We start from the raw sequence: 25,823 nt of genomic DNA, 5'->3' as shown, positions 1-25,823 counted from the left end.
CGCCCCGCGCCGCTACCAGCAACACGGATAAACTGGGCCCGAGCCCTAGAAAAACTTGGCCTTCAGCGCATGTCCCTTGCTCCACCCCGCCCTCGCCTGCCGCCGCACACGGCCGTGCGCGCCTTCGAGGCTGCGGCGCGCCACGGCAGCTTCGCGCGCGCGGCCGAGGAGCTGTTCGTGACGCCCGCCGCCGTCGCGCAGCAGATCAAGGCGCTCGAGACCTGGGCCGGCGGTGCGCTGTTCGAGCGGCACAGCCAGGGCATCCGGCTCAGCGCGCACGGCCGGCGCGCGCTGCCTGCACTCAGCGCGGCGGTCGACCAGCTCGGCCTCGCGGTGCAGGCGCTGCGCCAGGAAACCCAGACCGCCGCGCGCCGCAGCACGCTGCAGGTGGCGGCCCTGCCGGCCATGGCGCAACTGTGGCTCTCGCCGCGGCTCTCGCGGCTGAAGGCCGCGCTGCCCGGCGTGCAGGTGTCGGTGACGGCGCTGGAACAGCCGCCGAACTTCCGGCGCGAGCCCTTCGACCTCGGACTGTTCTACGCACGCGGCGCCGAAGCCGCCGTCGGCGCGACGGGCATCCCGCTCGCGCGCGACCGCCTCGTGCCCGTGTGCAGCCCGCGCGTGCGCGCATCGCTGGAGAGCGCACGCCCGCGCCCGCTCGACGACCTCCTCGACGTGCTCGTGCGCTGCGGCGGCCTGCACGACACGGTGTGGCGCGACGACTGGTCGCGCTGGCTGCAGGCCGTGCGCCCCGGCACCACGGCGGCCGAGGCCGATGCGCTGGCTGCCGGGCCCGATTTCTCGCTCTACAGCCTTGCGCTGCAGGCCGCGCTCGACGGTGAAGGGGTGCTGATGGGTCGCGAGCGGCTGGTGGCGCCGCTGCTGGAGAAAGGCCGGCTGCACGCGCCTTGGGGGCGGCCGAAGGCGCTGAGCGACACGCTGATGCTGCTGGTGCCCGCGCACCGCAAGGGGCCGCTGCTCGCGCAGCAAGTGCAGGCGCTGCAGGCCCTGGTCGATTGAACGGCTCGCGCTACGCGACGCGTTCAGCGATCAGCACGGCGAAGAAGCCGAGCGCCGCCAGCACCGTCCACTTGAACACGATCCAGCCGAAGCGGCGGTACTTGACCTGCCCCGTGCCCGCATAGAACGCGAAGGACACGCCCGCCACCAGCAGAAGCAGCAGGATGGCCCAGCGAAAGAGAAGCATCGGAAAGAAAAGGCGTGCGCCGGGCTTACCAGGCCCGCGCCACTTCGCCGAAGCCGCGCGGTGCGCGCTTCTCGTCCTCGAAGGTCACGACCTCGTAGGCGTCGCTGTGCGAGAGCAGCTCGCGCAGCAGCTTGTTGTTGAGCGCATGGCCCGAGCGGAACGCGGTGTACGCGGCCAGCAGCGGCTTGCCGATGATGTACAGGTCGCCCATGGCGTCGAGGATCTTGTGCTTCACGAACTCGTCGTCGTAGCGCAGGCCACCGGCATTGAGCACCTTGGTGTCGTCCATGACGATGGCGTTGTCCAGACCGCCGCCGAGTGCGAGGCCCTTGCTGCGCATGTACTCGACTTCCTTGGTAAAGCCGAAGGTGCGCGCACGCGCGATGTCGCGGCTGTACGAGTCGGTGCCCAGGTCGAACTCCACGCGCTGGCCGGTGGAGTTGACGACGCGGTGGTCGAAGTCGATCTCGAAGCTCAGCTTGAAGCCGTGGTACGGCTCCAGGCTTGCCCACTTCTCGTTGGCGCCCTCGCCTTCGCGCACCTCGACCTTGCGCAGCACGCGGATGAAGCGGCGCGGCGCCTTCTGCAGTTCGATGCCCGCGCTTTGCAGCAGGAACACGAAGGACGAGGCCGACCCGTCGAGGATCGGCACTTCGTCGGCCGTGATGTCGATGTAGAGGTTGTCGATGCCCAGGCCCGCGCAGGCGGACATGATGTGTTCGACGGTCTGCACCTTGGCACCGCCCGTGGAGACGGTGGACGCCAGGCGCGTGTCGGTGACCGATTCGGCGGTCATGCGGATCTCGACCGGCTCGGGCAGGTCGACGCGGCGGAACACGATGCCCGTGTCGGCCGGGGCCGGTCGCAGGGTCAGCTCCACGCGTTGGCCGCTGTGAAGCCCCACGCCCACGGCGCGGCTGATCGACTTGAGGGTTCGTTGTTGCAGCACGCCCGAGATTTTAGGCGGGCGGCGACCGTGACGCCCTATTCCCTTCGCTATGGCCGCGATAGACATGGACCGGTCAGATAAGAAAGAACAAAAAGCCGGGGAGCCCCCGGCGATGGACGCAAGGGGCACGAGGTGGACGCAGCGCCTAGAGCCGGGGGTCAGTCCCTTTCAGGTCTTCCCCGTCCCCTTGCGAACCCTCGTGCCCTCTGCGTTCGGTGGCCTGCGGTCAGTCTGCCTGACGGCGCAGGAAAGCCGGGATCTCGAAGTCGTCCATGCCACCCGACGACAGCGCGTCGACCTTGGCGGCGGCCATCGTGCGGTTGGTGCGCCACACGCTGGGCACGGCCATGCCGTCGTAGTTGGGCTGGCTGCCCGAACCACCACCCGCGTGGCCCACGCCGCCGAGCGTCGGCACGGTGAACGGGATGTTGTCGGTTCCGGTGCGGATCACTTCGAGCGTCGGGGCCTGGCGGCGTGCGTCGGCACGCGACAGGCCCGTGGCCACCACCGTGACGCGCATCTGGTCGCCCAGGCTTTCGTCGTAGGCGGCGCCGTAGATCACGTGCGCGTCCGGCGAGGCGTAGGCGCGGATGGTGTTCATCGCGAGCTTCGACTCGTTCAGCTTCAGCGAGCCCTTCGATGCCGTCACCAGCACCAGCACGCCCTTGGCGCCCGAGAGGTCGATGCCTTCGAGCAGCGGGCAGGCCACGGCCTGTTCGGCGGCGATGCGCGCGCGGTCCGGGCCTGCAGCCGCGGCCGTGCCCATCATGGCCTTGCCGGGTTCGCCCATCACGGTGCGCACGTCTTCGAAGTCGACGTTCACGCCGCCGTACTCGTTGATGATCTCCGAGATGCCGCCCACGGCGTTCTTCAGCACGTCGTTGGCGTGCGCGAAGGCTTCGTCCTGCGTGATGTCTTCACCGAGCACGTCCAGCAGCTTCTCGTTGAGCACCACGATCAGCGAGTCGACGTTGGCTTCGAGTTCGGCCAGGCCGGCGTCGGCGTTGGTCATGCGACGGCCGCCTTCCCAGTCGAAGGGCTTGGTCACCACGCCCACCGTCAGGATGCCCATTTCCTTGGCCACGCGCGCGATCACGGGCGCCGCGCCAGTGCCGGTGCCGCCGCCCATGCCGGCCGTGATGAACAGCATGTGCGCGCCGTCGATGGCGGCGCGGATGTCGTCCACCGCGGCTTCGGCCGCGTCACGGCCCTTCTCGGGCTTGCTGCCGGCGCCCAGGCCGCTGATGCCCAGCTGGATGTTCTTGTGCGCGTTGCTGCGTTGCAGGGCTTGCGCGTCGGTGTTGGCGCAGACGAACTGCACGCCTTGCACACCACGCTCCATCATGTGGGCGACCGCATTGCCACCGCCGCCGCCGACACCGATCACCTTGATCTGCGTGCCCTGGTTGAATTCTTCGACTTCGATCATTTCGATGGTCATTTCTAACTCCTTGAATATTGCAGTTGCCGTTATGTGTCTATGAATATTTCTTTTGCCGTGACGTGATCAACGGGATCGCCGTCGCGATGGTGGACCGGTGCGTCGCCATCGCTCGTTGAAATGCAGCGGAGGGCCCGCGCGTGCGAGCCAGAGTGGGGAGTGGTTCATGGTCAGAAGTTCCCCACGATGAAGTCCTTGAAACGTCCGAACGCAGTCTTTACGGACCCGTTCTTCTGTGCGACCTTGAAGCCACGCATGCGTGCAAAACGTGCCTCCTCGAGCAGGCCCATCACGGTGGCCGCGCGCGGCTGCGCCACCATGTCCGAGAGCGCGCTCGAGTACTTCGGGATGCCGCGACGCACGGGCTTGAGGAAGATGTCTTCACCGAGCTCGACCATGCCGGGCATGACGGCGCTGCCGCCCGTGAGCACCACGCCCGACGACAGCACTTCCTCGTAGCCCGACTCGCGCACCACCTGCTGCACCAGCGAGAAGATTTCTTCGATGCGCGGCTCGATCACGCCGGCAAGCGCCTGCTTGCTCAACATGCGCGGGCCGCGATCGCCAAGGCCGGGGACTTCGACCTGCGATTCAGGGTCGGCCAGCAGCTGCTTGGCGTAGCCGTGCTCGACCTTGATGTCCTCCGCGTCCTTGGTGGGCGTGCGCAGGGCCATCGCGATGTCGCTCGTGATGAGGTCGCCCGCGATCGGGATCACGGCCGTGTGGCGGATCGCACCGTTGGTGAAGATCGCCACGTCGGTGGTGCCCGCGCCGATGTCGACCAGCACCACGCCCAGTTCGCGCTCGTCCTCGGTGAGCACCGCCTGACTGGAGGCCAGCGGGTTCAGCATCAGCTGGTCGACCTCGAGGCCGCAGCGGCGCACGCACTTGATGATGTTCTCGGCCGCGCTCTGCGCGCCGGTCACGATGTGCACCTTGGCTTCCAGGCGCATGCCGCTCATGCCGATCGGCTCCTTCACGTCCTGGCCGTCGATCACGAACTCCTGCGGCTCCACCAGCAGCAGGCGCTGGTCGCTCGAGATGTTGATGGCGCGCGCCGTCTCGACCACGCGGGCCACGTCGGCGGGCGTGACTTCCTTGTCCTTCACCGCCACCATGCCGCTCGAATTGATGCCGCGGATGTGGCTGCCGGTGATGCCGGTGTAGACGCGGCTGATCTTGCAGTCGGCCATCAGCTCGGCTTCTTTCAGCGCCTGCTGGATGCTCTGCACGGTGGCGTCGATGTTCACCACGACGCCGCGCTTGAGGCCGTTGCTGGGCGCGATGCCCAGGCCGGCCAGCTTGAGCTCGCCGCCTTGCAGCACCTCGGCCACGACCACCATCACCTTGGCGGTTCCGATGTCCAGGCCTACGACCAGGTCTTTGTATTCTTTGGGCATGTAGATGTCCTCGGTATTCGCTACTTGATTTTTCTTGGGGCCTCGGGCGAGACCGTGGTGACGCCGCGCAGCCGCAGGGCATACGCGTCGTTGTGGCGCAGATCGGCGCGTTCGACGTCGGCCACCGTGCGGCGGTACTGGCCCGCGACCTGCGTCACGGTCTTCAGGAACCGCTGCAGGCGCGCCGACACCTCGTCGCTCTGGCCGCGGCCGAGCTCGATCTCGGCCCCGCTGTCGAGTAGCACCTTCCAGCTGCCGCGGCTGGACAGCCGCAGCTCGGCGATGTCGAAGTCGTAGGGCTCGAACATCGGCGCGAGCACGCGGTACATGCCCAGCACCTGCCCGGCCTGCTCGATCGGGCCGTCCAGGCGCGGCAGGTCGGCGTCGACCTCGGCCACGTTGGCCTCGAACACGTCGCCGAAGCCGTTGATCAGCTTGGAGCCGGCCTCGTCGCCCCACACCGCCACCGGCACCTGCTCGGTCAGCGTCACGCGCAGCTTGTTCGGGAACTCGCGCCGCACCACCGCGCTGCGCACCCACGGCACCGTCTCGAAGGCGGTGCGCGCACGCGCCAGGTCGATGGTGAAGAAGTTGCCCTTGAGCTGCGGCGCCACGTTGGCGCGCAGCGTGACCGCGTTGTTGTGCGTGACCTCGCCGTCCACCTTGATGCCCGAGATCGGGAAGAAAGGCTGGCGCAGCACCCACCACGCGCTCGCCGCCAGCAGCATGAGCGCCACCAGCACGAACGCAACGTTCGCGACGATGTTCATCAGCTTGACGTCGAAGGGAGCGGGGATGCTGTCGGCCATGGCTTAGTTCGCGCCTCCCTTGGCATCCAGCGATGCGGACGCGAGCACGCGCACGCACAGCTCTTCGTAGGGAATGCCCGCCGCGCGAGCCGACATCGGCACCAGCGAATGGCTGGTCATGCCGGGCGAGGTGTTCATCTCGAGCAGGAAGGGCTTGCGGTCGCTGGCGCGGATCATCACGTCGGCGCGGCCCCAGCCGCGGCAGCCGAGCGTGTGGTACGCGGCCAGCGTGATGCGCTGGATCTCGCGTTCCTCGGCTTCGGGCAGGCCGCTCGGGCACTGGTACTTCACGTCGTCGGTGAAGTACTTGTTCTGGTAGTCGTAGGCGCCCTCGGGCGCGGCGATGCGCACCACCGGCAGCGCGCGTGCATCGAGCCCCTGGCCGAGCACGGCGCAGGTGACTTCCTCGCCGTCGATGAACTCTTCGCACAGCACGTCGGCGTCGAACTTCGCCGACAGCGCGACCGCATCCTGCATCTGCGAGTAGCCCTCGACCTTGGTCACGCCGATGGACGAGCCCTCGCGCGGCGGCTTCACGATCAGCGGCAGGCCGAGCACGTCGGGCACGACCATGATCTGCTCGCGGCTTTGCTGGTCGAAGGCCAGGCGCACGTACTTGGGCGTGGGCAGGCCGTCGGCCTGCCAGATGCGCTTGGTCATGACCTTGTCCATGGCCACGCTAGAGGCCATCACGCCCGAGCCGGTGTAGGGAATGCCGAGCAGTTCGAGCGCGCCCTGCACGGTGCCGTCTTCGCCGTGGCGACCGTGCAGCGCGACGAAGCAGCGCGCGAAGCCTTCGCGCTTCAGGTCGGTCAGCTCGCGCTCCGACGGGTCGAAGGCATGCGCGTCGACGCCGCGCGAACGCAGGGCCTGCAGCACGCCGGCGCCGGACATCAGCGACACCTCGCGTTCGGCGGAACTGCCGCCGAACAGCACGGCGACCTTGCCGAAAAGTTGTGGATCCTGAAGGCTCACGCGGCCCTCCCCTTGCGCGCAGTGCGCTCTGAAGTTGTTGATGAGGGTGCGGGCGGCGTGCCGAGTTCGACCACCTTGCCCGGCACCGCGCCGATGGAGCCCGCGCCCATGCACAGCACCACGTCGCCCGCCCGGGCGTTGTCCAGGATGGCCTGCGGCATGGCGACGATGTCGTCCACGAACACCGGCTCGACCTTGCCGGCCACGCGCAGCGCGCGCGCCAGCGTGCGACCGTCGGCGGCCACGATGGGCGCCTCGCCCGCGGCATAGACCTCGCCCAGCAACACCGAATCGGCCGTGCCGATGATCTTCACGAAGTCCTCGAAGCAGTCGCGCGTGCGGGTGTAGCGGTGCGGCTGGAAGGCCAGCACCAGCCGGCGCCCCGGGAAGGCGCCGCGCGCGGCCGCGATGGTGGCCGCCATCTCGACCGGGTGGTGGCCGTAGTCGTCGATGACGGTGAAGCGCCCGCCGGCCGTGTCGTTCGGCACGGCCACGTCGCCGTAGCTCTGGAAGCGGCGGCCCACGCCCTTGAAGCCGGCCAGGCCGCGCTGCACCGCTTCGTCGGCAATGCCGAGCTCGACCGCCATGGCGATCACCGACAGCGCGTTGCGCACGTTGTGCTCGCCCGGCAGGTTCAGCACGATGGGCAGGTCGGGCAGCGTCACGCCGTTGCGGCGCTGCGCGGTGAAATGCATCTGGCCACCGACGGCGCGCACGTCGATGGCGCGCACCTGGGCGTCCTCGCCGAAGCCGTAGCTGGTGACGGGGCAGGTCACGTCGGCCACGATCTCGCGCACCGCCGGATCGTCGGTGCACAGGATGGCCACGCCGTAGAACGGCATGCGGTGCAGGAAATCGACAAAGGCTTTCTTCAGCTTCGCGAAGTCGTGCCCGTAGGTCTCCATGTGGTCGGCGTCGATGTTCGTGACCACCGCCATCACGGGCAGCAGGTTCAGGAACGAGGCGTCCGACTCGTCGGCCTCGACCACGATGTAGTCGCCGCTGCCCAGCTGCGCGTTGGCGCCGGCGCTGTTCAGGCGCCCGCCGATCACGAAGGTCGGGTCGAGCCCGGCGGCCTCGAGCACGCTGGCGGCCAGGCTGGTCGTGGTGGTCTTGCCGTGCGTGCCGGCGATGGCGATGCCCTGCTTCAGGCGCATCAGCTCGGCGAGCATCAGCGCGCGCGGCACGACCGGAATGCGCTTTTCGCGCGCGGCCAGCACCTCGGGGTTGTCCGACTGCACGGCGGTGGAGGTGACGACCGCGTCGGCGCCGTCGATGTGCGCGGCGGCATGGCCCACGAAGGTGCCGATGCCCAGGCCCGCGAGGCGGCGCAGCGTGGCGCTGTCGGACAGGTCGGAGCCGGTGATCCTGTAGCCCAGGTTCAGCAGCACCTCGGCGATGCCGCTCATGCCCGAGCCGCCGACGCCGACGAAATGGATGTGACGGATCGCGTGCTTCATTTCGCAAGCTCCTCGCAGGCGCGGACAACCGCGTCCACTGCTTCGGTCTTCTGCAGGGTCTTGGCCTTGGTGGCCCGGTCGATCAAGGTCGCGCGTTCGGTTTTCTGTAGCAAATCAGCCAGCAATTCAGGGGTGAGGTCGGTCTGTTGCACCAGCCAGCCGCCGCCCGCGTCCACGAGGAAGCGCGCGTTGGTGGTCTGGTGGTCGTCGACCGCCGAGGGGAAAGGCACGAACAGCGCTGCTGCGCCGACGGCCGCGATTTCGGTGACGGTGCTGGCACCGGCGCGCGCGACGATGAGGTCGGCCTCGGCGTACGCCTGCGCGGTGTCGTCGATGAAGGGCGTGAGCTCGCCCTCGACGCCGGCCGCCGCATAGTTGGCGCGCAGCTCGTCGATCTGCTTGGCGCCGCTCTGGTGCAGCACCTGCGGGCGGGCGTCGGGCGCGATGCGCGCCAGCGCCTGCGGCACCACGGCGTTGAGCGCACGCGCGCCCAGGCTGCCGCCGACCACCAGCAATTTGAGCGGTCCCGTGCGGCCCGCGAAGCGCGTGGCCGGATCGGGCTGCGACGTGAACGCCGCGCGCAGCGGATTGCCCACCCACTGCGCCTTCTTCAGCACGTTCGGGAAGGCCGTGAACACGCGGTCGGCCACGCCCGCCAGCACCTTGTTGGCGAGGCCGGCGACCGAGTTCTGCTCGTGCAGCACCAGCGGCTTGCCCATCAGCACGCCCATCATCCCGCCCGGGAAGGTGATGTAGCCGCCCAGGCCCACCAGCACGTCGGGCTTCACGCGGCGCACCACGGCCAGGCTCTGCCAGAAGGCGCGCAGCAGCTTCAGCGGCAACAGGAACAGCGTGAGCGGACCCTTGCCGCGCACGCCGCCGAACTGCACCGGCTCGAAGGCGAAGCCGCGCGGAGGCACGAGCTTTTCTTCCATGCTGCCGGGCGCGCCCAGCCAGTGCACGCGCCAGCCGCGCTCGCGCAGGGCCTCGGCCACTGCCAGGCCCGGGAAGATGTGGCCGCCCGTGCCGCCTGCCATGACCAGCGCAGTGCGCGTCATACGCGACCTCCCCGCATCAGCACACGGTTCTCATAGTCGATGCGCAGCACGACGGCGAGCGCCACGAGGTTCATCAGGATCGCCGAGCCGCCGAAGCTCATCAGCGGCAAGGTCAGGCCCTTGGTCGGCAGTGCGCCCAGGTTCACGCCCATGTTGATGAAGGCCTGGAAGCCGATCCACACGCCCACGCCCTGGGCCACGAGGCCCGAGAACACGCGGTCGAGTGCGATCGCCTGGCGGCCGATGTGCATGATGCGGCGCGTGAGCCACAGGAACAGGCCGATGATCAGCAGCACGCCGATCAGGCCGAACTCCTCGCCGATCACGGCCAGCAGGAAGTCGGTGTGCGCCTCGGGCAGCCAGTGCAGCTTCTCGACGCTGCCGCCCAGGCCCACGCCGAAGACCTCGCCGCGGCCGATGGCGATCAGCGAGTGCGACAGCTGGTAGCCCTTGCCCAGCGCGTGCTCTTCGCTCCACGGATCGAGGTACGCAAAGATGCGCTCGCGGCGCCACGGGCTGCTCGCCACGATGGAGCCGAAGGCCACCACCACCAGCGTCGCGATCACGAAGAACATGCGCGCGTTCACGCCGCCCAGGAACAGGATGCCCATGGCGATCACGGCGATCACCATGAAGGCGCCCATGTCGGGCTCGGCCATCACCAGCATGCCGACCACCACCACCGCGATGCCCATCGGCAGCACGGCGCGGAAGAAGCGCTCCTTGATCTCCATCTTGCGCACCATGTAGCTGGCGGCGTAGAGCACCATCGCAAACTTGGCCAGCTCCGACGGCTGGAAGCGCATGAAGCCCATCGGCAGCCAGCGGCGCGCGCCGTTCACGTTGATGCCGATGTGCGGAATGAGCACCGCCACCAGCAGCAGCAGCGAAGCCACGAAGAGCCAAGGCGCGGCGCGCTCCCAGGTCTTCATCGGGACCTGGAAGGTCAGCAGCGCGGCGATGAACGCGATGACCAGCGAGGCCGCATGCCGCGTGAGGAAGTACGAGGCGCTGTAGCCGGCGCGCGCGAAGCGCGGGTTGTCGGGCAGCGCGATCGAGGCCGAATACACCATGATCAGGCCCCAGGTCATCAGCGCGACCGTGACCCAGACCAGCGCCTGGTCGAAGCCCAGCACGCGCATCGGCGTGGCCTTGGTCTGCGCGACACCGGCGCCGCCCAGCCGCACGGGCAGGTGCACGGGCAGCGAATCCATGCCGCTGCGGGCGCGCCGGAACCAGCCGCCGAAACGGCTGCCGGTGCTGGTTTCCTGGCCTGCGGCTGCGGAGTTCAAATCGGGTCCTCCATCGATCCGGCGGTGGACAGCGACGCGCCGGGCACGTACGACACCACCGCGTCGTCGCCACCCACGGCCTCGCGCGGGCTGTCGGCATAGGCCTCGACGGCCTCGCAGAACACCTCGGCGCGGTGCGCGTAGTCCTTGAACATGTCGAAGCTCGCACAGGCCGGTGACAGCAGCACGGCATCGCCGGGGTGGGCGCGCGCGGCGGCGAGCTTCACGGCCTCTTCCATCGAGCCCGCGTGCTTCAGCGAGACGCCGGTGGAGGCCAGCGCGGCCTCGATCAGCGGCGCGTCGCGGCCGATCAGCACGACGGCGCGCGCGTACTGGCGCACGGGGTCGGCCAGCGGCTCGAAGTCCTGGCCCTTGCCTTCGCCGCCGAGGATCACGACCACGCGGCGCTCCTCGCCGAGGCCGCTCAGTGCGGCCACGGTGGCGCCGACATTGGTGCCCTTGCTGTCGTCGAAGAACTCGACCTCGTCCACGATGGCGATCGGCTCGACGCGGTGCGGCTCGCCGCGGTACTCGCGCAGGCCGTAGAGCATCGGGCCCAGCGGGCAGTCGGCGGCACTGGCGAGCGCGAGCGCGGCCAGCGCGTTCATGGCGTTGTGGCGGCCGCGGATGCGCAGCGCGTCGGCGGGCATGAGGCGCTGGAAGAAGAGCTCTTCTTCGACCACCGCGCCGCGCTTGCGCTTCTGCGTTTCGTCGGCTTCCAGCGCGCGCACCAGCCAGGCCACGCCGTTGATGCGTTCGATGCCGTAGTCGCCGGGGCGCAGCGGCATCGCGCCGCCGAAGGTGACGTGGGTGCGGATCTGCGGACGCTGCAGCCGCACCTTGACCGGCGGCGGCAGCATGGCCATCACGCCGGCGTCGTCGCGGTTCAGGATCATCAGGCCCTTGGCGCCGAAGATGCGCGCCTTCGCGGCCGCGTAGGCCGGCATGTCGCCATGCCAGTCGAGGTGGTCCTGCGTGAGGTTGAGCACGGTCGCGGCCGTGGGCTCGAAGCCCTGCACGCCGTCGAGCTGGAAGCTCGAGAGTTCGAGCACCCACACGTCGGGCAGCGTGCCGGCGTCGAGGTGCGCAGCCAGCGTGTCGAGCAGCGTCGGGCCGATGTTGCCGGCCACGGCCACGGTCTTGCCCGCGCGCTCGACCAGCTGGCCGGTGAGCGAGGTGACGGTGGTCTTGCCGTTGGTGCCGGTGATGGCGAGCACGGCGGGCGTGTAGCCCTTGGGCGCTTCGGGCTCGGGTTCGGGTACGAGTTCGAGCTGCGGCGTGGCCTCTTCCTCGACCGCGGCCGACGCCGGGTTGGTGGCGGACAGCTCGGCGATCTTGGCGACGAACTCGGCGGCCTCGCGCGCCGCGGTGGGCACGTAGGGCTTGCCGGGGGTCGGGAGCCGGGAGACGGTGGCGGCGGGGGCGGGCGACACGGCAGGCGTATCAGCGGTGGCCGGCGCTGCGCCGTCTTCCGTGGTGGCGTCTTCCGTGGTGGCGCCGTCGGCGACGACGTCTTCGGTGGGCGGCGTCACCGGCACACTCAGCGATGCATCGCGCGGCATGGCTTCGGCCATGGCGCGCGGTGTGGGTTCGGCGGCTTCGGTCTGTTCGACGGGGGCGGCGGGTTCGGCTTCTGCGGCAGTCGCATCGACTGGCAGTACGGCTTCGGTCGACTCAGCGGCCACGGCCTCCGTGGGTGCAACCGCCTCGGTCGCCTCAACGGCTTCGACGGGCGCGGCCGCTTCGGGCTCGCCTTCGACAACCGCAGCAGCCTCCGGCGCAGGCACTTCCGGCGTCTCGACCACCGCAGCCTCCGCCACAGGGACTTCTTCGCTCAGGGCCAGTTCGGCCTGGGCCGGCGTTTCAACGACAGGCTCGACCACGGCGGTTTCGACCGGCACTTCCGCTTCGGCCTCCACCACCGGCACCTCGACCGTCTGCAGGTCGAGCAACGCGCGCGCGAACAGGTCCAGCTCACCGCCGACCACGAGGCCCACGGCCTTGGCCGCGTCGACGACCGGCGCCAGCGTCGCGGGCGACAGGCCCGGCGAGCGGTACACGGCGCGGATCGGCGTGCCTTCGACCAGCGCGGCCGTGAACGGCCCGCCGATGAAAGTGGCATCGGGCAGCTCGGCCTGCAGCGTCGCCAGCGAAGCCGGGGCCTCGCGCGTGTCGGCCACGGTCACGACCGCGCCGTGGCGCGCGCACCAGCGCGCCATCGCCAGCCCGGACGCGCCGAGGCCGAGGATGAGAACGGGGAGGTCTTTCAGGTGCCGCATGGTTGTGTTGTTACCGCAGCTTCAGCGTCGACAGGCCGATGAGGCACAGCAGCATCGTGATGATCCAGAAGCGCACGACGACCTGCGTCTCGCGCCAGCCGCTCTTCTCGAAGTGGTGGTGCAGCGGTGCCATCTTGAGCACGCGCCGGCCTTCGCCGAAGCGCTTCTTCGTGTACTTGAAGTACGTGACCTGCGCCATCACCGAGATCGCCTCGACCACGAAGATGCCGCCCATGATGAAGAACACGATCTCCTGGCGCACGATGACCGCGATGGTGCCCAGCGCGCCGCCCAGCGCCAGCGCGCCCACGTCGCCCATGAAGACCTGCGCCGGATGGGTGTTGAACCAGAGGAACGCGAGCCCCGCGCCGGCCATGGCCGAGCAGAACACCAGCAGCTCGCCCGAGCCCGGGATGTTGGGGAACAGCAGGTACTTGGAGTACACCGCGCTGCCCGTGACATAGGCGAACACGCCCAGCGCCGAGCCCACCATCACGACCGGCATGATCGCCAGGCCGTCCAGGCCGTCGGTGAGGTTCACTGCGTTGCTCGCGCCCACGATCACCAAGTACGTGAGGATCACGAAGCCGATGCCGCCCAGCGGGTAGCTGACTTCCTTGAAGAAAGGCACCAGCAGGTTGATCTTGGGCGGAAAGTCGAGGTCGAAGCCCGAGCGCACCCAGGCGTAGAACAGCTCGAGCACGCGCCAGTTGGAGCTCTCGGAAATGCTGAACAGCAGGTAGAAGCCCGCGAGCAGGCCGACCAGCGATTGCCAGAAATACTTCTCGCGCGAGCGCATGCCTTCGGGGTCCTTGCGCACCACCTTGCGCCAGTCGTCCACCCAGCCGATGGCGCCGAAGCCCATCGTGACCCACAGCACGATCCACACGAAGCGGTTCGAGAGGTCGAACCACAGCAAGGTGGCGAAGGCGATGGCGAACAGCACGAGCACGCCGCCCATGGTGGGCGTGCCGCTCTTGGTCAGGTGCGTTTCCATGCCGTAGCCGCGGATCGGCTGGCCGATCTTGAGCGCAGCGAGGCGACGAATGACGTACGGGCCGGCCACCAGGCCGACCACGAGCGCGGTCAGCGCGGCCATGAGGGCACGGAACGTGAGGTAGTTGAAAACGCGCAAGAACCCGAACTCGGGCGACAGCGTCTGCAGCCATTGGGCCAGGGACATCAGCATGGTGTGTTGCGCGGCTCATGCGTCATGACCGGCCTCCTTTTGTTGTTGTGCTTCGATCGCCTGCACCACGCGCTCCATCTTCATGAAGCGCGACCCCTTGACCAGCACGCTGCCCAGCTGCGGCAGGCGGGCGAGCACGGCCGCGCGGAGCGTGTCGAAATCGTCGAAATGGCGTCCATCGACACCATCGTTGTTGTTGAAAGCCGTCGCCGCATGCACGGTCTCGCCGCCCAGCGTGTAGACGGCGTCGAGGCCGCGCTGGCGCGCCCAGGCGCCGACCTCGGCGTGGAATTCCGGCGAGCGGTCGCCGACCTCGCCCATCTCGCCGAGCACCAGCAGGCGCGGCGCGGGCAGGCCGGTGAGCACGTCGATGGCGGCAATCACGGAATCGGGGTTGGCGTTGTAGCTGTCGTCGACCAGCGTGAGCGCGTGTCCGCCGGGCAGCACGACCTCGCTGGCGCGCGAACGGCCCTTGACCGGCTCGAAGGCCGACAGGCCCGCGGCGATGGTGTCGAGCGACACGCCGGCGGCCAGCGCGCAGGCGGTGGCGGCGAGCGCGTTGCCCACGTTGTGACGGCCCGCGATGTGCAGGCGCGCCTCGAAGGCGCCCAGCGGCGTGCGCACGCGAACGCTCCAGGCGCCCTGCTGCCATTCGGCGCTGTCGAGCGAGATGTCGGCGTCGGCGTGCTCGCCGAAAGTCAGGCAGCGGCGCGAACCGCTCTGGCGCGCCAGGTCGGTCCACAGCGAGGTGAAGGTGTCGCCGTACGGGAACACGGCCGTGCCGTCGTCGGGCAGTTCGGCGAACACGGCGGCGTTCTCGATGGCGACCGCCTCGACGCTGGCCATGAACTCCTGGTGCTCGCGCTGCGCGTTGTTGACCAGCGCGATGGTCGGGCGCGACATGGCGGCCAGCCGCGCGATCTCGCCCGGATGGTTCATGCCCAGCTCGAGCACCGCCAGCTGGTGCTGCGCGCGCAGGCGCATCAGCGTGAGCGGCACGCCGATCTCGTTGTTGAAGTTGCCGGCCGTGGCCAGCGCGCGGTCGGCGCGGAAGGCGGCGAGCACGGCCGCGATCATCTGCGTGACCGTGGTCTTGCCGTTGCTGCCGGTGACGGCGATCAGCGGCAGGTTGAACTGCGCGCGCCAGCCGGCGCCCAGCGCACCGAGCGCGAGGAGCGAGTCGGGCACCTCGAGGCCGGCGAGCCCTGCGGCTTCGAGGCCGCCGTGCGCGATGGCGGCCACGGCGCCCTGCTTCTTCGCGTCGGCCAGGAAGTCGTTGGCGTCGAAACGCTCACCCTTGAGCGCAACGAACAGGTCGCCGGCGGCCAGGGTGCGGGTGTCGGTGTGGACGCGCGCGATCACGGTGGCCGGATCGCCCACGAGGCGCGACCCCGGCACCCATTGCTGCGCCTGCGCCAGCGTGAGGTTGAGCGGGGTGGAGACGGGCGTGGCCATGGCGGTCATGCGGCACCCCGCTTCGCGAGCGCGTCGAGCGCGTGGGTCTTGTCGGAGAACGGCAGGCGCTGGCCCGCGATCTCCTGCCACTCTTCGTGGCCCTTGCCGGCGATCAGCACCACGTCTTGCGGTGCCGCCTGGGCGATGGTTTCGGCGATGGCGCGCGCACGGTCGACCTGCACGCGGGCCGCTTCGACGCGCGTGAAGCCGCGCAGCGCCTGGCTGATGATCGCGTCGGGGTTCTCATTGCGCGGGTTGTCGCTGGTGAGCACGACATGGTCGGCCTGCCGCTCGGCGACGGCCGCCATCAGCGGGCGCTTGATCGGGTCGCGGTTGCCGCCGCAGCCGAACACGCACCAGAGCGCACCGCCGCGTTGCTTGGCGAGCGGGCGCAGGCCGGCGAGGGCCTTGTCGAGGGCGTCGGGCGTGTGGGCGTAGTCGACCACGGCCAGCGGCGCGCCGTCGGTCGGCTGCACGCGGTCCATGCGGCCCGGCACGCTGCTGAGGTGGGCGCAGGCGGCCACGGCCTGCGCGAGCGTGAGGCCCAGCGCGCGCAGGGTGCCGAGCACGCCGAGCAGGTTGGCGACGTTGTACTGGCCGATGAGCCCGGTCGCGAGCCGTTCGGCCGGCGCCGTGCTGCCGTGCTCGGCCACGGTGAACTGCAGGCCCTGCGCGTCGTAGCCGATGTCGCGCGCCACCAGCCGCGCGGGCTTGCCGCCGGCCGAGACGGTCCAGACGTCGAGCGCGCCGATGCCGGCGTCCAGCAGGTTGGCGCACAGGCTGGCGCCGTGCATGTCGTCGATGTTGATCACCGCGGCGCGCAGGCCGGGCCAGCGGAACAGCTCGGCCTTGGCCTGCCAGTAGGCGTCCATGCTGCCGTGGTAGTCGAGGTGGTCCTGCGTGAAATTGGTGAACACGGCGACCGCGATGCGGCAGCCGTCGAGCCGGCGCTCGGCGATGCCGATGGACGAAGCCTCGATCGCGCAGGCGCCGAAGCCTTCGGTGACGAAGTCGCGCAGCGCGCGCTGCAGCATCACGGGGTCGGGCGTGGTCAGACCGGTGTAGGTGAGTTCGGGCGGCACGCCGATGCCCAGCGTCCCCACCACGGCGCAGGGCGACGGAGCGCCGCGCTCGGTGGTGCCGTCGGGACGCATGGCGCGCACGCCGCCGGCCGCGCGCAGCGTGGACAGCGATTCGGCCAGCCACCACGCGGTGGAGGTCTTGCCGTTGGTGCCGGTCACGGCCAGCAGGTCGAGCTGCGCCGAGGGGTTGTCGTAGAAGGCGGCGGCGATCGGGCCGGTGGCGGCCTTCAGGCCGGGGTAGCTCACGATGCGCTCGTCGCCGTCGAAACCGAAGGCGTCCACGCCCTCGTGCTCGACGAGGCAGGCCACGGCGCCCTGCGCCAGTGCGGCCGCCACGTGCTGGCGGCCGTCGGTGGCGGCGCCGGGCCAGGCGATGAAGGCATCGCCCGGGGCGACCGCGCGGCTGTCGGCCTGCAGCGCGCCCTGCACGCGCTCTTTCAGCCAGAACGCGGCGGTGGTGGGGGAAGTGAGTGTCAGCATGTCAGAAGCTCTCGGGGACGTCTTGCGTCTGCACGAGGGGTTTGACCGCCAGATCGGGCGGGACGTTCATCATGCGCAGGGTCTGCTGCACGACTTCGCTGAACACCGGCGCCGCGGCGAGGCCGCCGAAATACTGGCCGTCGGTCGGCTCGTCGATCATCACCGCGACGATGATGCGCGGCTTCTCGATGGGCGCCATGCCGGTGAACCAGGCGCGGTACTTGTTGCTGGCGTAGCCCTTGCCGACCTGCTTGTGGGCCGTGCCCGACTTGCCGCCGACCGAGTAGCCCACCGTTTGCGCGCGCGTGCCGGTGCCGCCCGGGCCGGCGGCCATCTGCAGCATCTTGCGCACGGCGAGCGCGTTGGAGGGCGAGAACACCCGCACGCCGACCGGCGGCTCGGTGTTCTTCAGGATGGTGACCGGAATGATGGAGCCGTCGTGCGCGAACGAGGTGTACGAATGCGCCATCTGGAACAGCGACGCCGACAGGCCGTAGCCGTAGGCCATGGTGGCCTGCTCGACCGGCTTCCAGGTCTTCCACGGACGCAGCCGGCCCGTCACGGCGCCGGGGAACTGGATCTGCGGCTTCTGGCCGTAGCCCAGCGCGGTGTAGGTGTCCCACATCTCGTGGGGCGTCATCTTCTGGGCGATCTTGAGCGCGCCCACGTTGCTCGACTTCTGGATCACGCCCTCCACCGTCAGCGAGCCGTAGTTGTGGGTGTCGCTGATGGTGAAGCCGCCCAGCTGATAGCGCCCGGGCGCGGTGTCGATGATGGTCGAAGGCTTGACGCGGCCGGCCTCCAGCGCCATCGCCACGGTGATGGGCTTCATGGTCGAGCCGGGCTCGAAGGTGTCGGTGAGCGCGCGGTTGCGCAGCTGCTCGCCGGTGAGGTTCTGGCGCTTGTCGGGCACGTAGCTCGGGTAGTTGGCCAGCGCCAGCACCTCGCCGGTGGTGCTGTCGAGCACCACCACGCTGCCGGCCTTGGCGCGGCGCGCGGTGACGGCATCGCGCAGCTTCTGGTAGGCGAAGAACTGCACCTTGCTGTCGACGCTGAGCTGGATGTCGCGGCCCTCGACCGGCGGCACCTGCTCGCCCACGCCCTCGACCACGCGGCCCAGCCGGTCCTTGATGACGCGGCGCGAGCCGGCCTTGCCGGCCAGTTCCTTGTTGAACGCCAGCTCGATGCCTTCCTGGCCGTTGTCTTCCACGTTGGTGAAGCCCACCACGTGCGCCGCCGCCTCGCCCTCGGGGTACTGGCGCTTGTATTCCTTGCGCTGGTAGATGCCCTTGAGGTTGAGCGCCGCGATCTGCTTGGCGATGGGCTCGTCGACCTGGCGCTTGATCCAGACGAAGGTCTTGTCTTCGTCTTCGAGCTTCTTGTCGAAGTCCTTCTGCGGCATGCCGAGCAGCTTGGCCACCTGCTTGAGCTTGGCGCGCACCTCGGGGTCGTCGCGCTCCACGTCTTCGGGAATGGCCCAGATGCTGGGCGCCACCACGCTGGACGCCAGGATGAGCCCGTTGCGGTCGAGGATGCGGCCGCGGTTGGCCGGCAGCTCCAGCGTGCGCGCAAAACGCACCTCGCCCTGGCGCTGGAAGAAGCTGTTGTTGAAGACCTGCACGTACGCGGCCCGCCCCGCCAGCATGACGAAACCGAAGGCGATGCCGGCGACGATGAACTTGCTGCGCCACACCGGCGTCTTGCTCGCGAGCAAGGGGCTGGTGGTGTAGCGCACGCTGCGGTTGCCGCGGCTCATCGGGCGGGCCTCGCGGTGGTGCCGGGCTTGGGCGGCGTGGTCGGCGGCAGCGGCGCGACGGCCGGGATCACCGAGCCGTCGGGGCGCACGTACTGCGTGATGGCCGGCGAGGCCGTGCGCATCTGCAGCTGTTCCTTGGCCAGCTTCTCCACGCGCAGCGGCGTGGCCTGGGCGCGCTTCTCGACCTGCAGGCGGTCATGCTCGGTTTCGAGCTTGCGCGTCTCCTGCAGCGCGCGGTCGAACTCCGTGTAGAGCTGGCGCGACTGGTACTGGGTGTGCACAAGGTACAAAGCCGTCGCAATGACGGCCAGCAGAAGAAGCAGGTTGATGCGCGCCATGGCTACCCGGCCTCCGTGCGTTCGGCCACCCGGAGGATGGCGCTGCGCGAGCGCGGGTTGCCGCGCACTTCTTCTTCGGACGGCTTGATGCGCTCGAGCGCGTGCAGCTTCATCACCTTGGGCGCAGCGAAGGGCGCGCGGCGGTCGTAGACCTCCTTCGAGTGCTTGGCGATGAACTGCTTGACGATGCGGTCTTCGAGCGAATGGAAGCTGATCACCGCGAGCCGGCCGCCGGGCGCGAGCACCGACAGGCTGGCTTCTAGCGCTTGTTGCAGCTCCTCAAGCTCGGCGTTGATGAAAATCCGAAAAGCCTGAAATGTGCGCGTTGCAGGGTTCTGGCCCTGCTCGCGGGTTTTGACCGTGCCAGCCACGAGCTCGGCCAGTTCGGTGGTGGTTGAAATTGCGCCCCGTTCTTGTCTGCGAGCAACAATCGCCTTTGCAATCTGAACAGCAAACCGTTCTTCGCCATAGTCACGGATCACCTCTGCAATTTGTTGAAGTTCGGCCGTTGCCAGCCACTCGGCCACGCTCTCGCCGCGCGTGGTGTCCATGCGCATGTCGAGCGGACCGTCGAAACGGAAACTGAAACCGCGCACCGGGTTGTCGATCTGCGGCGAACTCACGCCCAGGTCCATCAGCAAGCCGTTGACGCTGGCGTCGGGCAATTCGCCCAGCGAGCGGAATCCCTGGTGGCGGATAGAAAAACGCGCATCCGAGATGCGCGCTGCTTCGGCCACCGCTTCTGCATCCTTGTCGAATGCGATGAGCCTGCCTTCCGGCGCCAGCCGCGCGAGGATGGCGCGCGCATGTCCTCCGCGGCCGAAGGTGGCGTCCACGTACGTGCCCGTGGCTGCCGCGCTGCCGGAAAGAAGGGCTTCCACCGCCTCGTTCAACAAGACGGTCGTGTGGGTCAGGGGGGTGTTCACGGGGCTCCTCAGAACGCGAAGTCCTGAAACACATCCGGCATCTCGCCCTGGGTGGCCTCGGCCTCCTTGGCCTCGTAGGTCGCCTTGTCCCAGAGTTCGAAGTGGTTGCCCATGCCCAGCAGCAGCGTCTCGCGGTTGATGCCGGTGGCGGCGCGCAGCTCGGGCGACACCAGCACGCGGCCGGTACCGTCCATCTCGACGTCCATCGCGTTACCGAGGAAGACGCGCTTCCACCACTGCGCCGACATCGGCAGCGCAGCAATGCGTTCGCGGAATTTTTCCCATTCGGGACGGGGGAACACCATCAGGCATCCGTGCGGATGCTTGGTGATCGTGAGCTGGCCGCCTGCCGTGGCGCTCAGGACGTCGCGATGCCGGGTCGGCACGGAGAGCCGCCCCTTGGCATCCAGACTGAGCGATGAAGCGCCTTGAAACACGACCACGAAACCCCTGTGGTGGGAGGTGCCGCGACACCCGGAAGGGGCGTTGCCCGCACTTTTTCCCACTTAACTGCACTTTTTTCCACTGTAGCAGGAAACACTTGCGACGCAACTGGGGCTCGGGGGTATTTTTTGTAATGGAATCAACGACTTAGCGCCGATTTCCAAACCTGGAAATCGGCGAATTGTGTTGAAAATGAAGTACTTAGCTCACGCAGTGAAAGTGATGCGTGAAGGACGACCCCGTTACAGGGGCCGAGGGAGGCGGCTTCAGAGGATGAAGCGCGAAAGGTCTTCGTCGTGACTTAGTGCCGCGAGGCGCTCGTCGACATAAGCGGCATCGATGCGGACCGTCTGGCCCTCGATGCGGGTGGCATCGAAGCTTACCTCATCGAGCAGGCGCTCCATCACGGTCGACAAACGGCGTGCGCCGATGTTCTCGGTGCGCTCGTTCACCTCGAAGGCGATGGCCGCCAGCCGCGTGATGCCGTCGGGCGCGAAGTCGAGCGTCACGCCTTCGGTGGCCAGCAGCGCCTGGTACTGCTTCACGAGCGAGGCGCGGGTCTGCGTGAGGATGCTCTCGAAGTCCGACACCGAGAGCGATTGCAGCTCGACGCGGATCGGAAAGCGCCCCTGCAGCTCGGGAATGAGGTCGCTCGGCTTGCTCAGGTGGAACGCGCCGCTCGCGATGAACAGCATGTGGTCGGTGCGCACCACGCCGTACTTGGTGGACACGGCCGTGCCCTCCACCAGCGGCAGCAGGTCGCGCTGCACGCCCTGGCGCGAGACGTCGGAGCCCTGCGCTTCGCTGCGCGTGGCGACCTTGTCGATCTCGTCGATGAACACGATGCCGTTCTGCTCGGCGTTGGCGATGGCCTGCGTGCGGATCTCGTCCTCGTTGACCAGCTTGGCGGCCTCCTCGTCGATCAGCAGGCGCATCGCCTCGGCGATCTTGAGCTTGCGCGTCTTGCGCTTGCCGCCGCCGAGCTGGCCGAACATGCCGCGCAGTTGCTCGGTCATTTCCTCCATGCCGGCCGGGCCCATGATCTCCAGCGGCGCACGCGTTTCGGCGAGGTCGAGCTCGATTTCCTTGTCGTCGAGCTGGTGCTCGCGCAGCTTCTTGCGGAAGGCCTGGCGCGTCGGGTTGGGGCTGTCGAGTGCGGGCGCAGCGCCGTCGACGCCGCGCGCCGGGGGCAGCAGCGCGTCGAGGATGCGCTCCTCGGCCGCGTCTTCGGCGCGGGCGCGCACCTTCACGCTTTCGGATTCGCGCGTCTGCTTGACGGCGATCTCGGCGAGGTCGCGAATGATGGAGTCGACGTCCTTGCCCACGTAGCCCACCTCGGTGAACTTGGTGGCCTCGACCTTGATGAACGGCGCATCGGCCAGACGGGCCAGGCGGCGGGCGATCTCGGTCTTGCCGACGCCCGTCGGGCCGATCATGAGGATGTTCTTGGGCGTGATCTCGTGGCGCAGCTTCTCGTCGACCTTCTGGCGGCGCCAGCGGTTGCGCAGCGCAATGGCCACGGCGCGCTTGGCGGCTGGCTGGCCGACGATGTGGTTGTCCAGCTCGGAGACGATTTCCTGGGGGGTCATGGACATGGTCAGAGCGCTTCCACCGTGTGGTTCATGTTCGTGTAAATGCAGATTTCTCCGGCGATCGCCAGCGATTTGCGCACGATCTGCTCGGCCGAGAGCTCGGTGTTGTCGATCAGCGCCTTGGCCGCCGACTGGGCATACGCGCCGCCCGAACCGATGGCGATCACGCCGTCTTCAGGCTCCAACACGTCGCCATTGCCGGTGATGATGAGCGAAGTCGTGGCGTCGGCCACGGCCAGCATGGCCTCGAGCTTGCGCAGCACGCGGTCGGTGCGCCAGTCCTTGGTGAGCTCGACCGCCGCGCGGGTCAGATGGCCCTGGTGCTTTTCAAGTTTGGCCTCGAAGCGCTCGAAGAGTGTGAAGGCATCGGCCGTGGCGCCGGCGAAACCCGCCAGGACCTTGCCGTGATAGAGCCGGCGCACCTTGCGCGCCGTGCCCTTGATGACGATGTTGCCGAGAGTGACCTGCCCGTCCCCGCCGATGGCGACCTGATCGCCTTGGGGGGTCTTGCGGCGCACGCTCACGATGGTGGTGCCGTGAAACTGTTCCATCGCAGCCATCTGGGGATGGGCCCCGCCAATGCAACCCTTGCGGTCGGACAAACTGCTGGCGGAAAACACGGCCCCGCAGGGGCCGAGGAACCCCTGTGACGGTGTCAGTTCTTGCGGACCGCGACCGTGGCGTGGTCCGTGATGCCGATCAGCCCGAACAGCGCGGCAATCAGCCGGTGGGCGTCGACGAACTGCACCCGCTCACCGTTCGCATCGCGCTCGCGGACCCAGCTCAGCAGCGTGCCGGCCGCCGTCAGGTCCATGCGCAGCAGGGCCGCGCACGAGATGACCGGCGCCGTCGTGTGGCGCAGGTCGTGGTCCAGGCGCTGCCAGCACGACAGCGAATCGCCACGCAGGTCGCCCGCCAGCGCGGCAAAGCCGCTGTCGGTGGACGGGAAGCTCTCGGAATCGCCCCCGACCGACAGCAGCGACCAGACCGAGCTCGGCCGGCTCGCCGGCGGCGCGGCCAGCGAAGTGCACTCGCCCTTCGGGTCCTGCCAGGAGGGCGGCGACACCTCGTAGGTGATGCAGTAGTTGAGCGCCACCAGCTCGAAGTCGTCGGGCAGATGCATCATGCGCAGCGCCGCGAGGCGCAGCTGCCACCAGGCGTCGTCGGGATGGCGCTCGTTGTTGGGCGTGGCCGCGGCCAGCACGGCCATGAGCTGCGAGGCGCCGAAGAAGCGCAGTTGCACCGGCGAATCGGACCAGTGCGTGAACAGGATGCGCAGCGGCGCGGCGGCCGGCGGATCGATCTCGGTGAGCGCGCGCCAGTCGAGCGTCCAGACCATGCCGGCCTGCGAGAGCGCGCGCGTGAGCGCCATGAGCCCTTCGCGCGTCAGGTGCGCGGGACTGGCCCAGTCGGCGGCGCCGGTGGTGTCGGAGGCCGCCTCGGCGTCTTCGCTGGCGGTGACGGCCTTCACGCTGCGCGCGAGTTCGTCGAGCGAAACCCAGTCGGGGCCCATGCGCTTCATGCGCTGCGCATAGCGCATGCGGGCGGCCGCGAACTTGGCGGCGTCGCCGGTGGCGCGGTACAGGTCGAACAGCGCGCGCCAGCGGGCGTCGTCGCGCTCCAGCGTGACGGCTGCGGCGGCGTCATCGGCGGAGAACGCACTTTCGGCGGCCAGTGCCTGCAGCAGGATGGCTTCGGCGCCGGTGTCGTCGCCGTGCGCGAAGCGGATCACCGCTTCTTCGAGCGAGCCGTCGTGCGCGAGCCGGGACGGCTGCGGCGCGGGCGCGGCGACTGCGGCGGCAACCGCCGGCGCTGCGGCCACGGGTTCGGAAGCGGCCGGTGCGCCCTGCCCGACCGGCAGCTGGTCGCCGCCGCTGTCGACCGGCGGCAGCGTTTCAGCGCCCGCGTCGGGCGGCGGATTGACCAGCGTCTCGCCGTTCGGCCCGCGGCCCTTCCACCACTGCTGCGACATCTGCTCTTCGATCTCGTCGATCTTCTTGAGCGTGAGTGCGCGGCCTTCGGATTTTTCGGAGGTGCTGTTGAGGTTGAACGACGACGGCGTGACCGTCGCCTCGAAGGCATGGGCCGCCGCCTCGCGCTGGCGCAGCTTGCGCAGCATGTCGAACTCGCGGCGGCGCACGAAGTCGTTGCGCTGGCGCCGCTCGATCATTTCCTTCAGCATCTCGCGGCTGTAGGTCTGCTCGGGCAGCGACGAGTCGGAGGACGGCGTGTCCAGCTCCGACCAGTCTTTCAGGGGATTTCGAACGAACTTGGCCACCTTCGAGAAAAGGCGGCCTGACTCTTCCTTTGGCATTCAGAGAAGGTTATCGAAAGCGCGGGTTCCGTTCTACCTTGCTGCCGTTCAATCCCCGAACATTTTCTGCTTCAGCTCGCGGCGCTGCTGCGCTTCGAGCGAAAGCGTGGCGGTCGGGCGGGCCAGCAGGCGGCCGACGCCGATGGGCTCGCCAGTCTCGTCGCAGTAGCCGTAGTCGCCGGCGTCGATGCGCTGGATCGACTGCTCGATCTTCTTGAGCAGCTTGCGTTCGCGGTCGCGCGTGCGCAGTTCGAGCGCGTGCTCTTCCTCGATGGTGGCGCGGTCGGCCGGGTCGGGCACGACCACGGTGTCTTCGCGCAGGTGCTCGGTGGTTTCACCGGCGTTCTCGAGGATGCCGCGCTTGAGCTCTTCGAGCTTCAGGCGGAAGAACGCCATCTGCTTGTCGTTCATGTACTCGTCGTCGGGCATCGCGATGACCTCGGCGTCGCTCAGCTCGGCGGGCGTCTTGGTCTTCCAGTTGTTGGCCAGCTTCGGGTCTTTCTTGACGGCCAGGGGCGGCGGCGGCACCAGCGCGGTGGAAGGCGCCTGCGAGAAGCTGGATTTGGCGGCGGTCGAGGCCACGGATTGCGGCATCGAGGGCACGGTCAGTTGCGACAGCCGGGACACGCGGCCACCACGCGCAGCGGGAGCGGGCGTAGCGGGGATCGAGGGTGTCGCCGGGGCGGAAGAAGAGGCGGCAGCCGTTTTTTTCATGGGGGTCGGGGGAGCAGAAAGGGCGGCCGCAGGACGGCCGACCGGTTGGGATGACGTAGGCGCCGCGCCCGCGGACTTGGTTGCGGGCTTGGCGGACTTCTTGGCAGCCGCGGTCCCGGTCTTGGCCGGGGTTGCCGCAGGCTTCTTGGCAGCGCTTTTCTCTTTCGCGGCAGAGGCAGCAGCAGCGGTGGCAGAAACCTTCTTCGTCGCGGGTACAGCCTTCACAGCCGTCGCCTTCTTTGCGGCGGGCTTGGTAGCTGGCGTGGCCTTGGCGGCGGGTTTCTTCACGGTGACTGGCTCCTTGTACGAACTGGAACGCGCTTTCACTGGGTGTCTCCTCCCAAGGGAACCGTTGCGGGTGTCAGGCCGCGTCGGCTCACGTTGTCGGGGGCGTCCTCAAGTGGTGAACCCCGGGGTTATACCCCCGAAAGCCCGCCAAAAACCCTTGGCGCCCCGTGCCGTAAGTCATATCTCGCCCCTGTGGACGAAGCATGGCTCCCGGAACAGGCGCGCGATTGTATAGAGAACTCGAAACGCAAGGCCATCGGGTGACGCACTGCCCTGCTCCGGTAGCATCGCCCGGCGCCGCCACAGGGGGTGGCGCAGGCACGCCGCGGGTCGGGGAGACACCGCGGCGGCCCTTCAAACAACCGATCGGAAAATAAT

At 68.7% G+C, this 25,823-nt stretch carries 22 protein-coding genes; 1 reads left to right on the top strand and 21 read right to left on the bottom strand.

Translation table 11 applies throughout. From position 1 onward, the window contains the following. Positions 1-69 precede the first annotated feature (69 nt). Entirely contained in the window at positions 70-1,017 is a 948-nt protein-coding gene (locus AC57B8_RS14780; RefSeq protein WP_496480000.1) for a LysR family transcriptional regulator, read from the top strand. A gap of 10 nt (positions 1,018-1,027) precedes the next feature. On the opposite strand, the gene AC57B8_RS14775 is transcribed toward AC57B8_RS14780, so the two are convergent. From AC57B8_RS14775 to dksA, 21 genes are all read right to left on the bottom strand, one after another. Continuing rightward, positions 1,028-1,204 (bottom strand): hypothetical protein, encoded by a 177-nt coding sequence (locus AC57B8_RS14775; RefSeq protein ID WP_167394968.1) that lies wholly within the window; start codon positions 1,202-1,204, stop codon positions 1,028-1,030. Positions 1,205-1,229: 25 nt separating this feature from the next. Beyond that, positions 1,230-2,153 carry a UDP-3-O-acyl-N-acetylglucosamine deacetylase gene (lpxC, locus tag AC57B8_RS14770; RefSeq protein ID WP_056575680.1) on the bottom strand — a complete coding sequence of 308 codons (924 nt, stop codon included), beginning with the start codon at positions 2,151-2,153 and terminating at the stop codon, positions 1,230-1,232. Between the two features lie 226 nt (positions 2,154-2,379). After that, positions 2,380-3,594 (bottom strand): cell division protein FtsZ, encoded by a 1,215-nt coding sequence (gene ftsZ / locus AC57B8_RS14765; RefSeq protein ID WP_062474218.1) that lies wholly within the window; start codon positions 3,592-3,594, stop codon positions 2,380-2,382. A gap of 170 nt (positions 3,595-3,764) precedes the next feature. Then, the gene (gene ftsA, locus AC57B8_RS14760) at positions 3,765-4,994 is read right to left on the bottom strand and encodes a cell division protein FtsA (protein WP_056575685.1); all 1,230 of its coding nucleotides are present in this window, start codon (positions 4,992-4,994) and stop codon (positions 3,765-3,767) included. Between the two features lie 20 nt (positions 4,995-5,014). Then, positions 5,015-5,803 carry a cell division protein FtsQ/DivIB gene (locus AC57B8_RS14755; protein WP_062474220.1) on the bottom strand — a complete coding sequence of 263 codons (789 nt, stop codon included), beginning with the start codon at positions 5,801-5,803 and terminating at the stop codon, positions 5,015-5,017. Positions 5,804-5,806: 3 nt separating this feature from the next. Beyond that, complete coding sequence (locus tag AC57B8_RS14750; RefSeq protein WP_062474222.1) at positions 5,807-6,778, bottom strand: D-alanine--D-alanine ligase; 972 nt, start codon at positions 6,776-6,778, stop codon at positions 5,807-5,809. Next, entirely contained in the window at positions 6,775-8,238 is a 1,464-nt protein-coding gene (gene murC / locus AC57B8_RS14745; protein WP_496479999.1) for a UDP-N-acetylmuramate--L-alanine ligase, read from the bottom strand. Before murC ends, AC57B8_RS14750 begins: the two co-directional genes overlap by 4 nt. Then, positions 8,235-9,296 carry an undecaprenyldiphospho-muramoylpentapeptide beta-N-acetylglucosaminyltransferase gene (gene murG / locus AC57B8_RS14740; protein WP_070060128.1) on the bottom strand — a complete coding sequence of 354 codons (1,062 nt, stop codon included), beginning with the start codon at positions 9,294-9,296 and terminating at the stop codon, positions 8,235-8,237. Before murG ends, murC begins: the two co-directional genes overlap by 4 nt. Further along, complete coding sequence (gene ftsW, locus AC57B8_RS14735) at positions 9,293-10,588, bottom strand: putative lipid II flippase FtsW (protein ID WP_062474228.1); 1,296 nt, start codon at positions 10,586-10,588, stop codon at positions 9,293-9,295. The genes murG and ftsW overlap by 4 nt, the downstream gene beginning before the upstream one ends. Next, the gene (murD, locus tag AC57B8_RS14730; RefSeq protein WP_496479998.1) at positions 10,585-12,867 is read right to left on the bottom strand and encodes a UDP-N-acetylmuramoyl-L-alanine--D-glutamate ligase; all 2,283 of its coding nucleotides are present in this window, start codon (positions 12,865-12,867) and stop codon (positions 10,585-10,587) included. The genes ftsW and murD overlap by 4 nt, the downstream gene beginning before the upstream one ends. 10 nt (positions 12,868-12,877) lie before the next feature. Continuing rightward, a complete protein-coding gene (gene mraY, locus AC57B8_RS14725; RefSeq protein ID WP_062474230.1) occupies positions 12,878-14,056 on the bottom strand; it encodes a phospho-N-acetylmuramoyl-pentapeptide-transferase in 1,179 nt (392 codons plus the stop codon). A 15-nt stretch (positions 14,057-14,071) separates the two neighbouring features. After that, the gene (locus tag AC57B8_RS14720) at positions 14,072-15,511 is read right to left on the bottom strand and encodes a UDP-N-acetylmuramoyl-tripeptide--D-alanyl-D-alanine ligase (RefSeq protein WP_496480524.1); all 1,440 of its coding nucleotides are present in this window, start codon (positions 15,509-15,511) and stop codon (positions 14,072-14,074) included. A 5-nt stretch (positions 15,512-15,516) separates the two neighbouring features. After that, on the bottom strand, positions 15,517-17,073 hold the full coding sequence (locus AC57B8_RS14715; protein ID WP_496479997.1) for a UDP-N-acetylmuramoyl-L-alanyl-D-glutamate--2,6-diaminopimelate ligase: 1,557 nt from the start codon (positions 17,071-17,073) through the stop codon (positions 15,517-15,519). Between the two features lies 1 nt (position 17,074). Further along, complete coding sequence (locus AC57B8_RS14710) at positions 17,075-18,829, bottom strand: peptidoglycan D,D-transpeptidase FtsI family protein (protein WP_095743607.1); 1,755 nt, start codon at positions 18,827-18,829, stop codon at positions 17,075-17,077. Continuing rightward, complete coding sequence (gene ftsL, locus AC57B8_RS14705) at positions 18,826-19,167, bottom strand: cell division protein FtsL (protein WP_062474236.1); 342 nt, start codon at positions 19,165-19,167, stop codon at positions 18,826-18,828. The genes AC57B8_RS14710 and ftsL overlap by 4 nt, the downstream gene beginning before the upstream one ends. A gap of 2 nt (positions 19,168-19,169) precedes the next feature. Beyond that, a complete protein-coding gene (gene rsmH / locus AC57B8_RS14700) occupies positions 19,170-20,093 on the bottom strand; it encodes a 16S rRNA (cytosine(1402)-N(4))-methyltransferase RsmH (RefSeq protein ID WP_062474238.1) in 924 nt (307 codons plus the stop codon). An 8-nt stretch (positions 20,094-20,101) separates the two neighbouring features. Continuing rightward, entirely contained in the window at positions 20,102-20,530 is a 429-nt protein-coding gene (gene mraZ, locus AC57B8_RS14695) for a division/cell wall cluster transcriptional repressor MraZ (RefSeq protein WP_056576192.1), read from the bottom strand. A gap of 273 nt (positions 20,531-20,803) precedes the next feature. Beyond that, positions 20,804-22,132: an ATP-dependent protease ATPase subunit HslU gene (gene hslU / locus AC57B8_RS14690; protein ID WP_095743605.1), complete on the bottom strand. Its 1,329-nt coding sequence runs from the start codon at positions 22,130-22,132 to the stop codon at positions 20,804-20,806. Positions 22,133-22,134: 2 nt separating this feature from the next. Further along, a complete protein-coding gene (hslV, locus tag AC57B8_RS14685; RefSeq protein ID WP_056508874.1) occupies positions 22,135-22,680 on the bottom strand; it encodes an ATP-dependent protease subunit HslV in 546 nt (181 codons plus the stop codon). 104 nt (positions 22,681-22,784) lie between these two features. Next, positions 22,785-24,443 (bottom strand): STAS domain-containing protein, encoded by a 1,659-nt coding sequence (locus AC57B8_RS14680; RefSeq protein ID WP_496479996.1) that lies wholly within the window; start codon positions 24,441-24,443, stop codon positions 22,785-22,787. A gap of 48 nt (positions 24,444-24,491) precedes the next feature. Then, positions 24,492-25,382 carry an RNA polymerase-binding protein DksA gene (gene dksA, locus AC57B8_RS14675; RefSeq protein WP_409574652.1) on the bottom strand — a complete coding sequence of 297 codons (891 nt, stop codon included), beginning with the start codon at positions 25,380-25,382 and terminating at the stop codon, positions 24,492-24,494. Between the last annotated feature and the right edge of the window lie 441 nt (positions 25,383-25,823).

It is taken from the genome of Variovorax sp. BGA-UO-ETr-C22 (assembly GCF_059567965.1).
The sequence above is the reverse complement of the archived record's forward strand: the minus strand, read 5'-3'. Positions and strand labels throughout refer to the sequence as shown.

Bases quoted from the DNA above. Each gene is read 5' to 3' on its own strand.
- murD (WP_496479998.1), bottom strand. From the start codon at position 12,867: ATGCGGCACCTGAAAGACCTCCCCGTTCTCATCCTCGGCCTCGGCGCG.
- ftsZ (WP_062474218.1), bottom strand. From the start codon at position 3,594: ATGACCATCGAAATGATCGAAGTCGAAGAATTCAACCAGGGCACGCAG.
- ftsL (WP_062474236.1), bottom strand. From the start codon at position 19,167: ATGGCGCGCATCAACCTGCTTCTTCTGCTGGCCGTCATTGCGACGGCT.
- AC57B8_RS14710 (WP_095743607.1), bottom strand. From the start codon at position 18,829: ATGAGCCGCGGCAACCGCAGCGTGCGCTACACCACCAGCCCCTTGCTC.
- AC57B8_RS14720 (WP_496480524.1), bottom strand. From the start codon at position 15,511: ATGGCCACGCCCGTCTCCACCCCGCTCAACCTCACGCTGGCGCAGGCG.
- murC (WP_496479999.1), bottom strand. From the start codon at position 8,238: ATGAAGCACGCGATCCGTCACATCCATTTCGTCGGCGTCGGCGGCTCG.
- AC57B8_RS14775 (WP_167394968.1), bottom strand. From the start codon at position 1,204: ATGCTTCTCTTTCGCTGGGCCATCCTGCTGCTTCTGCTGGTGGCGGGC.
- AC57B8_RS14680 (WP_496479996.1), bottom strand. From the start codon at position 24,443: ATGCCAAAGGAAGAGTCAGGCCGCCTTTTCTCGAAGGTGGCCAAGTTC.
- ftsA (WP_056575685.1), bottom strand. From the start codon at position 4,994: ATGCCCAAAGAATACAAAGACCTGGTCGTAGGCCTGGACATCGGAACC.
- AC57B8_RS14755 (WP_062474220.1), bottom strand. From the start codon at position 5,803: ATGGCCGACAGCATCCCCGCTCCCTTCGACGTCAAGCTGATGAACATC.
- hslU (WP_095743605.1), bottom strand. From the start codon at position 22,132: ATGTCCATGACCCCCCAGGAAATCGTCTCCGAGCTGGACAACCACATC.
- mraY (WP_062474230.1), bottom strand. From the start codon at position 14,056: ATGCTGATGTCCCTGGCCCAATGGCTGCAGACGCTGTCGCCCGAGTTC.
- AC57B8_RS14780 (WP_496480000.1), top strand. From the start codon at position 70: ATGTCCCTTGCTCCACCCCGCCCTCGCCTGCCGCCGCACACGGCCGTG.
- hslV (WP_056508874.1), bottom strand. From the start codon at position 22,680: ATGGAACAGTTTCACGGCACCACCATCGTGAGCGTGCGCCGCAAGACC.
- AC57B8_RS14715 (WP_496479997.1), bottom strand. From the start codon at position 17,073: ATGCTGACACTCACTTCCCCCACCACCGCCGCGTTCTGGCTGAAAGAG.
- murG (WP_070060128.1), bottom strand. From the start codon at position 9,296: ATGACGCGCACTGCGCTGGTCATGGCAGGCGGCACGGGCGGCCACATC.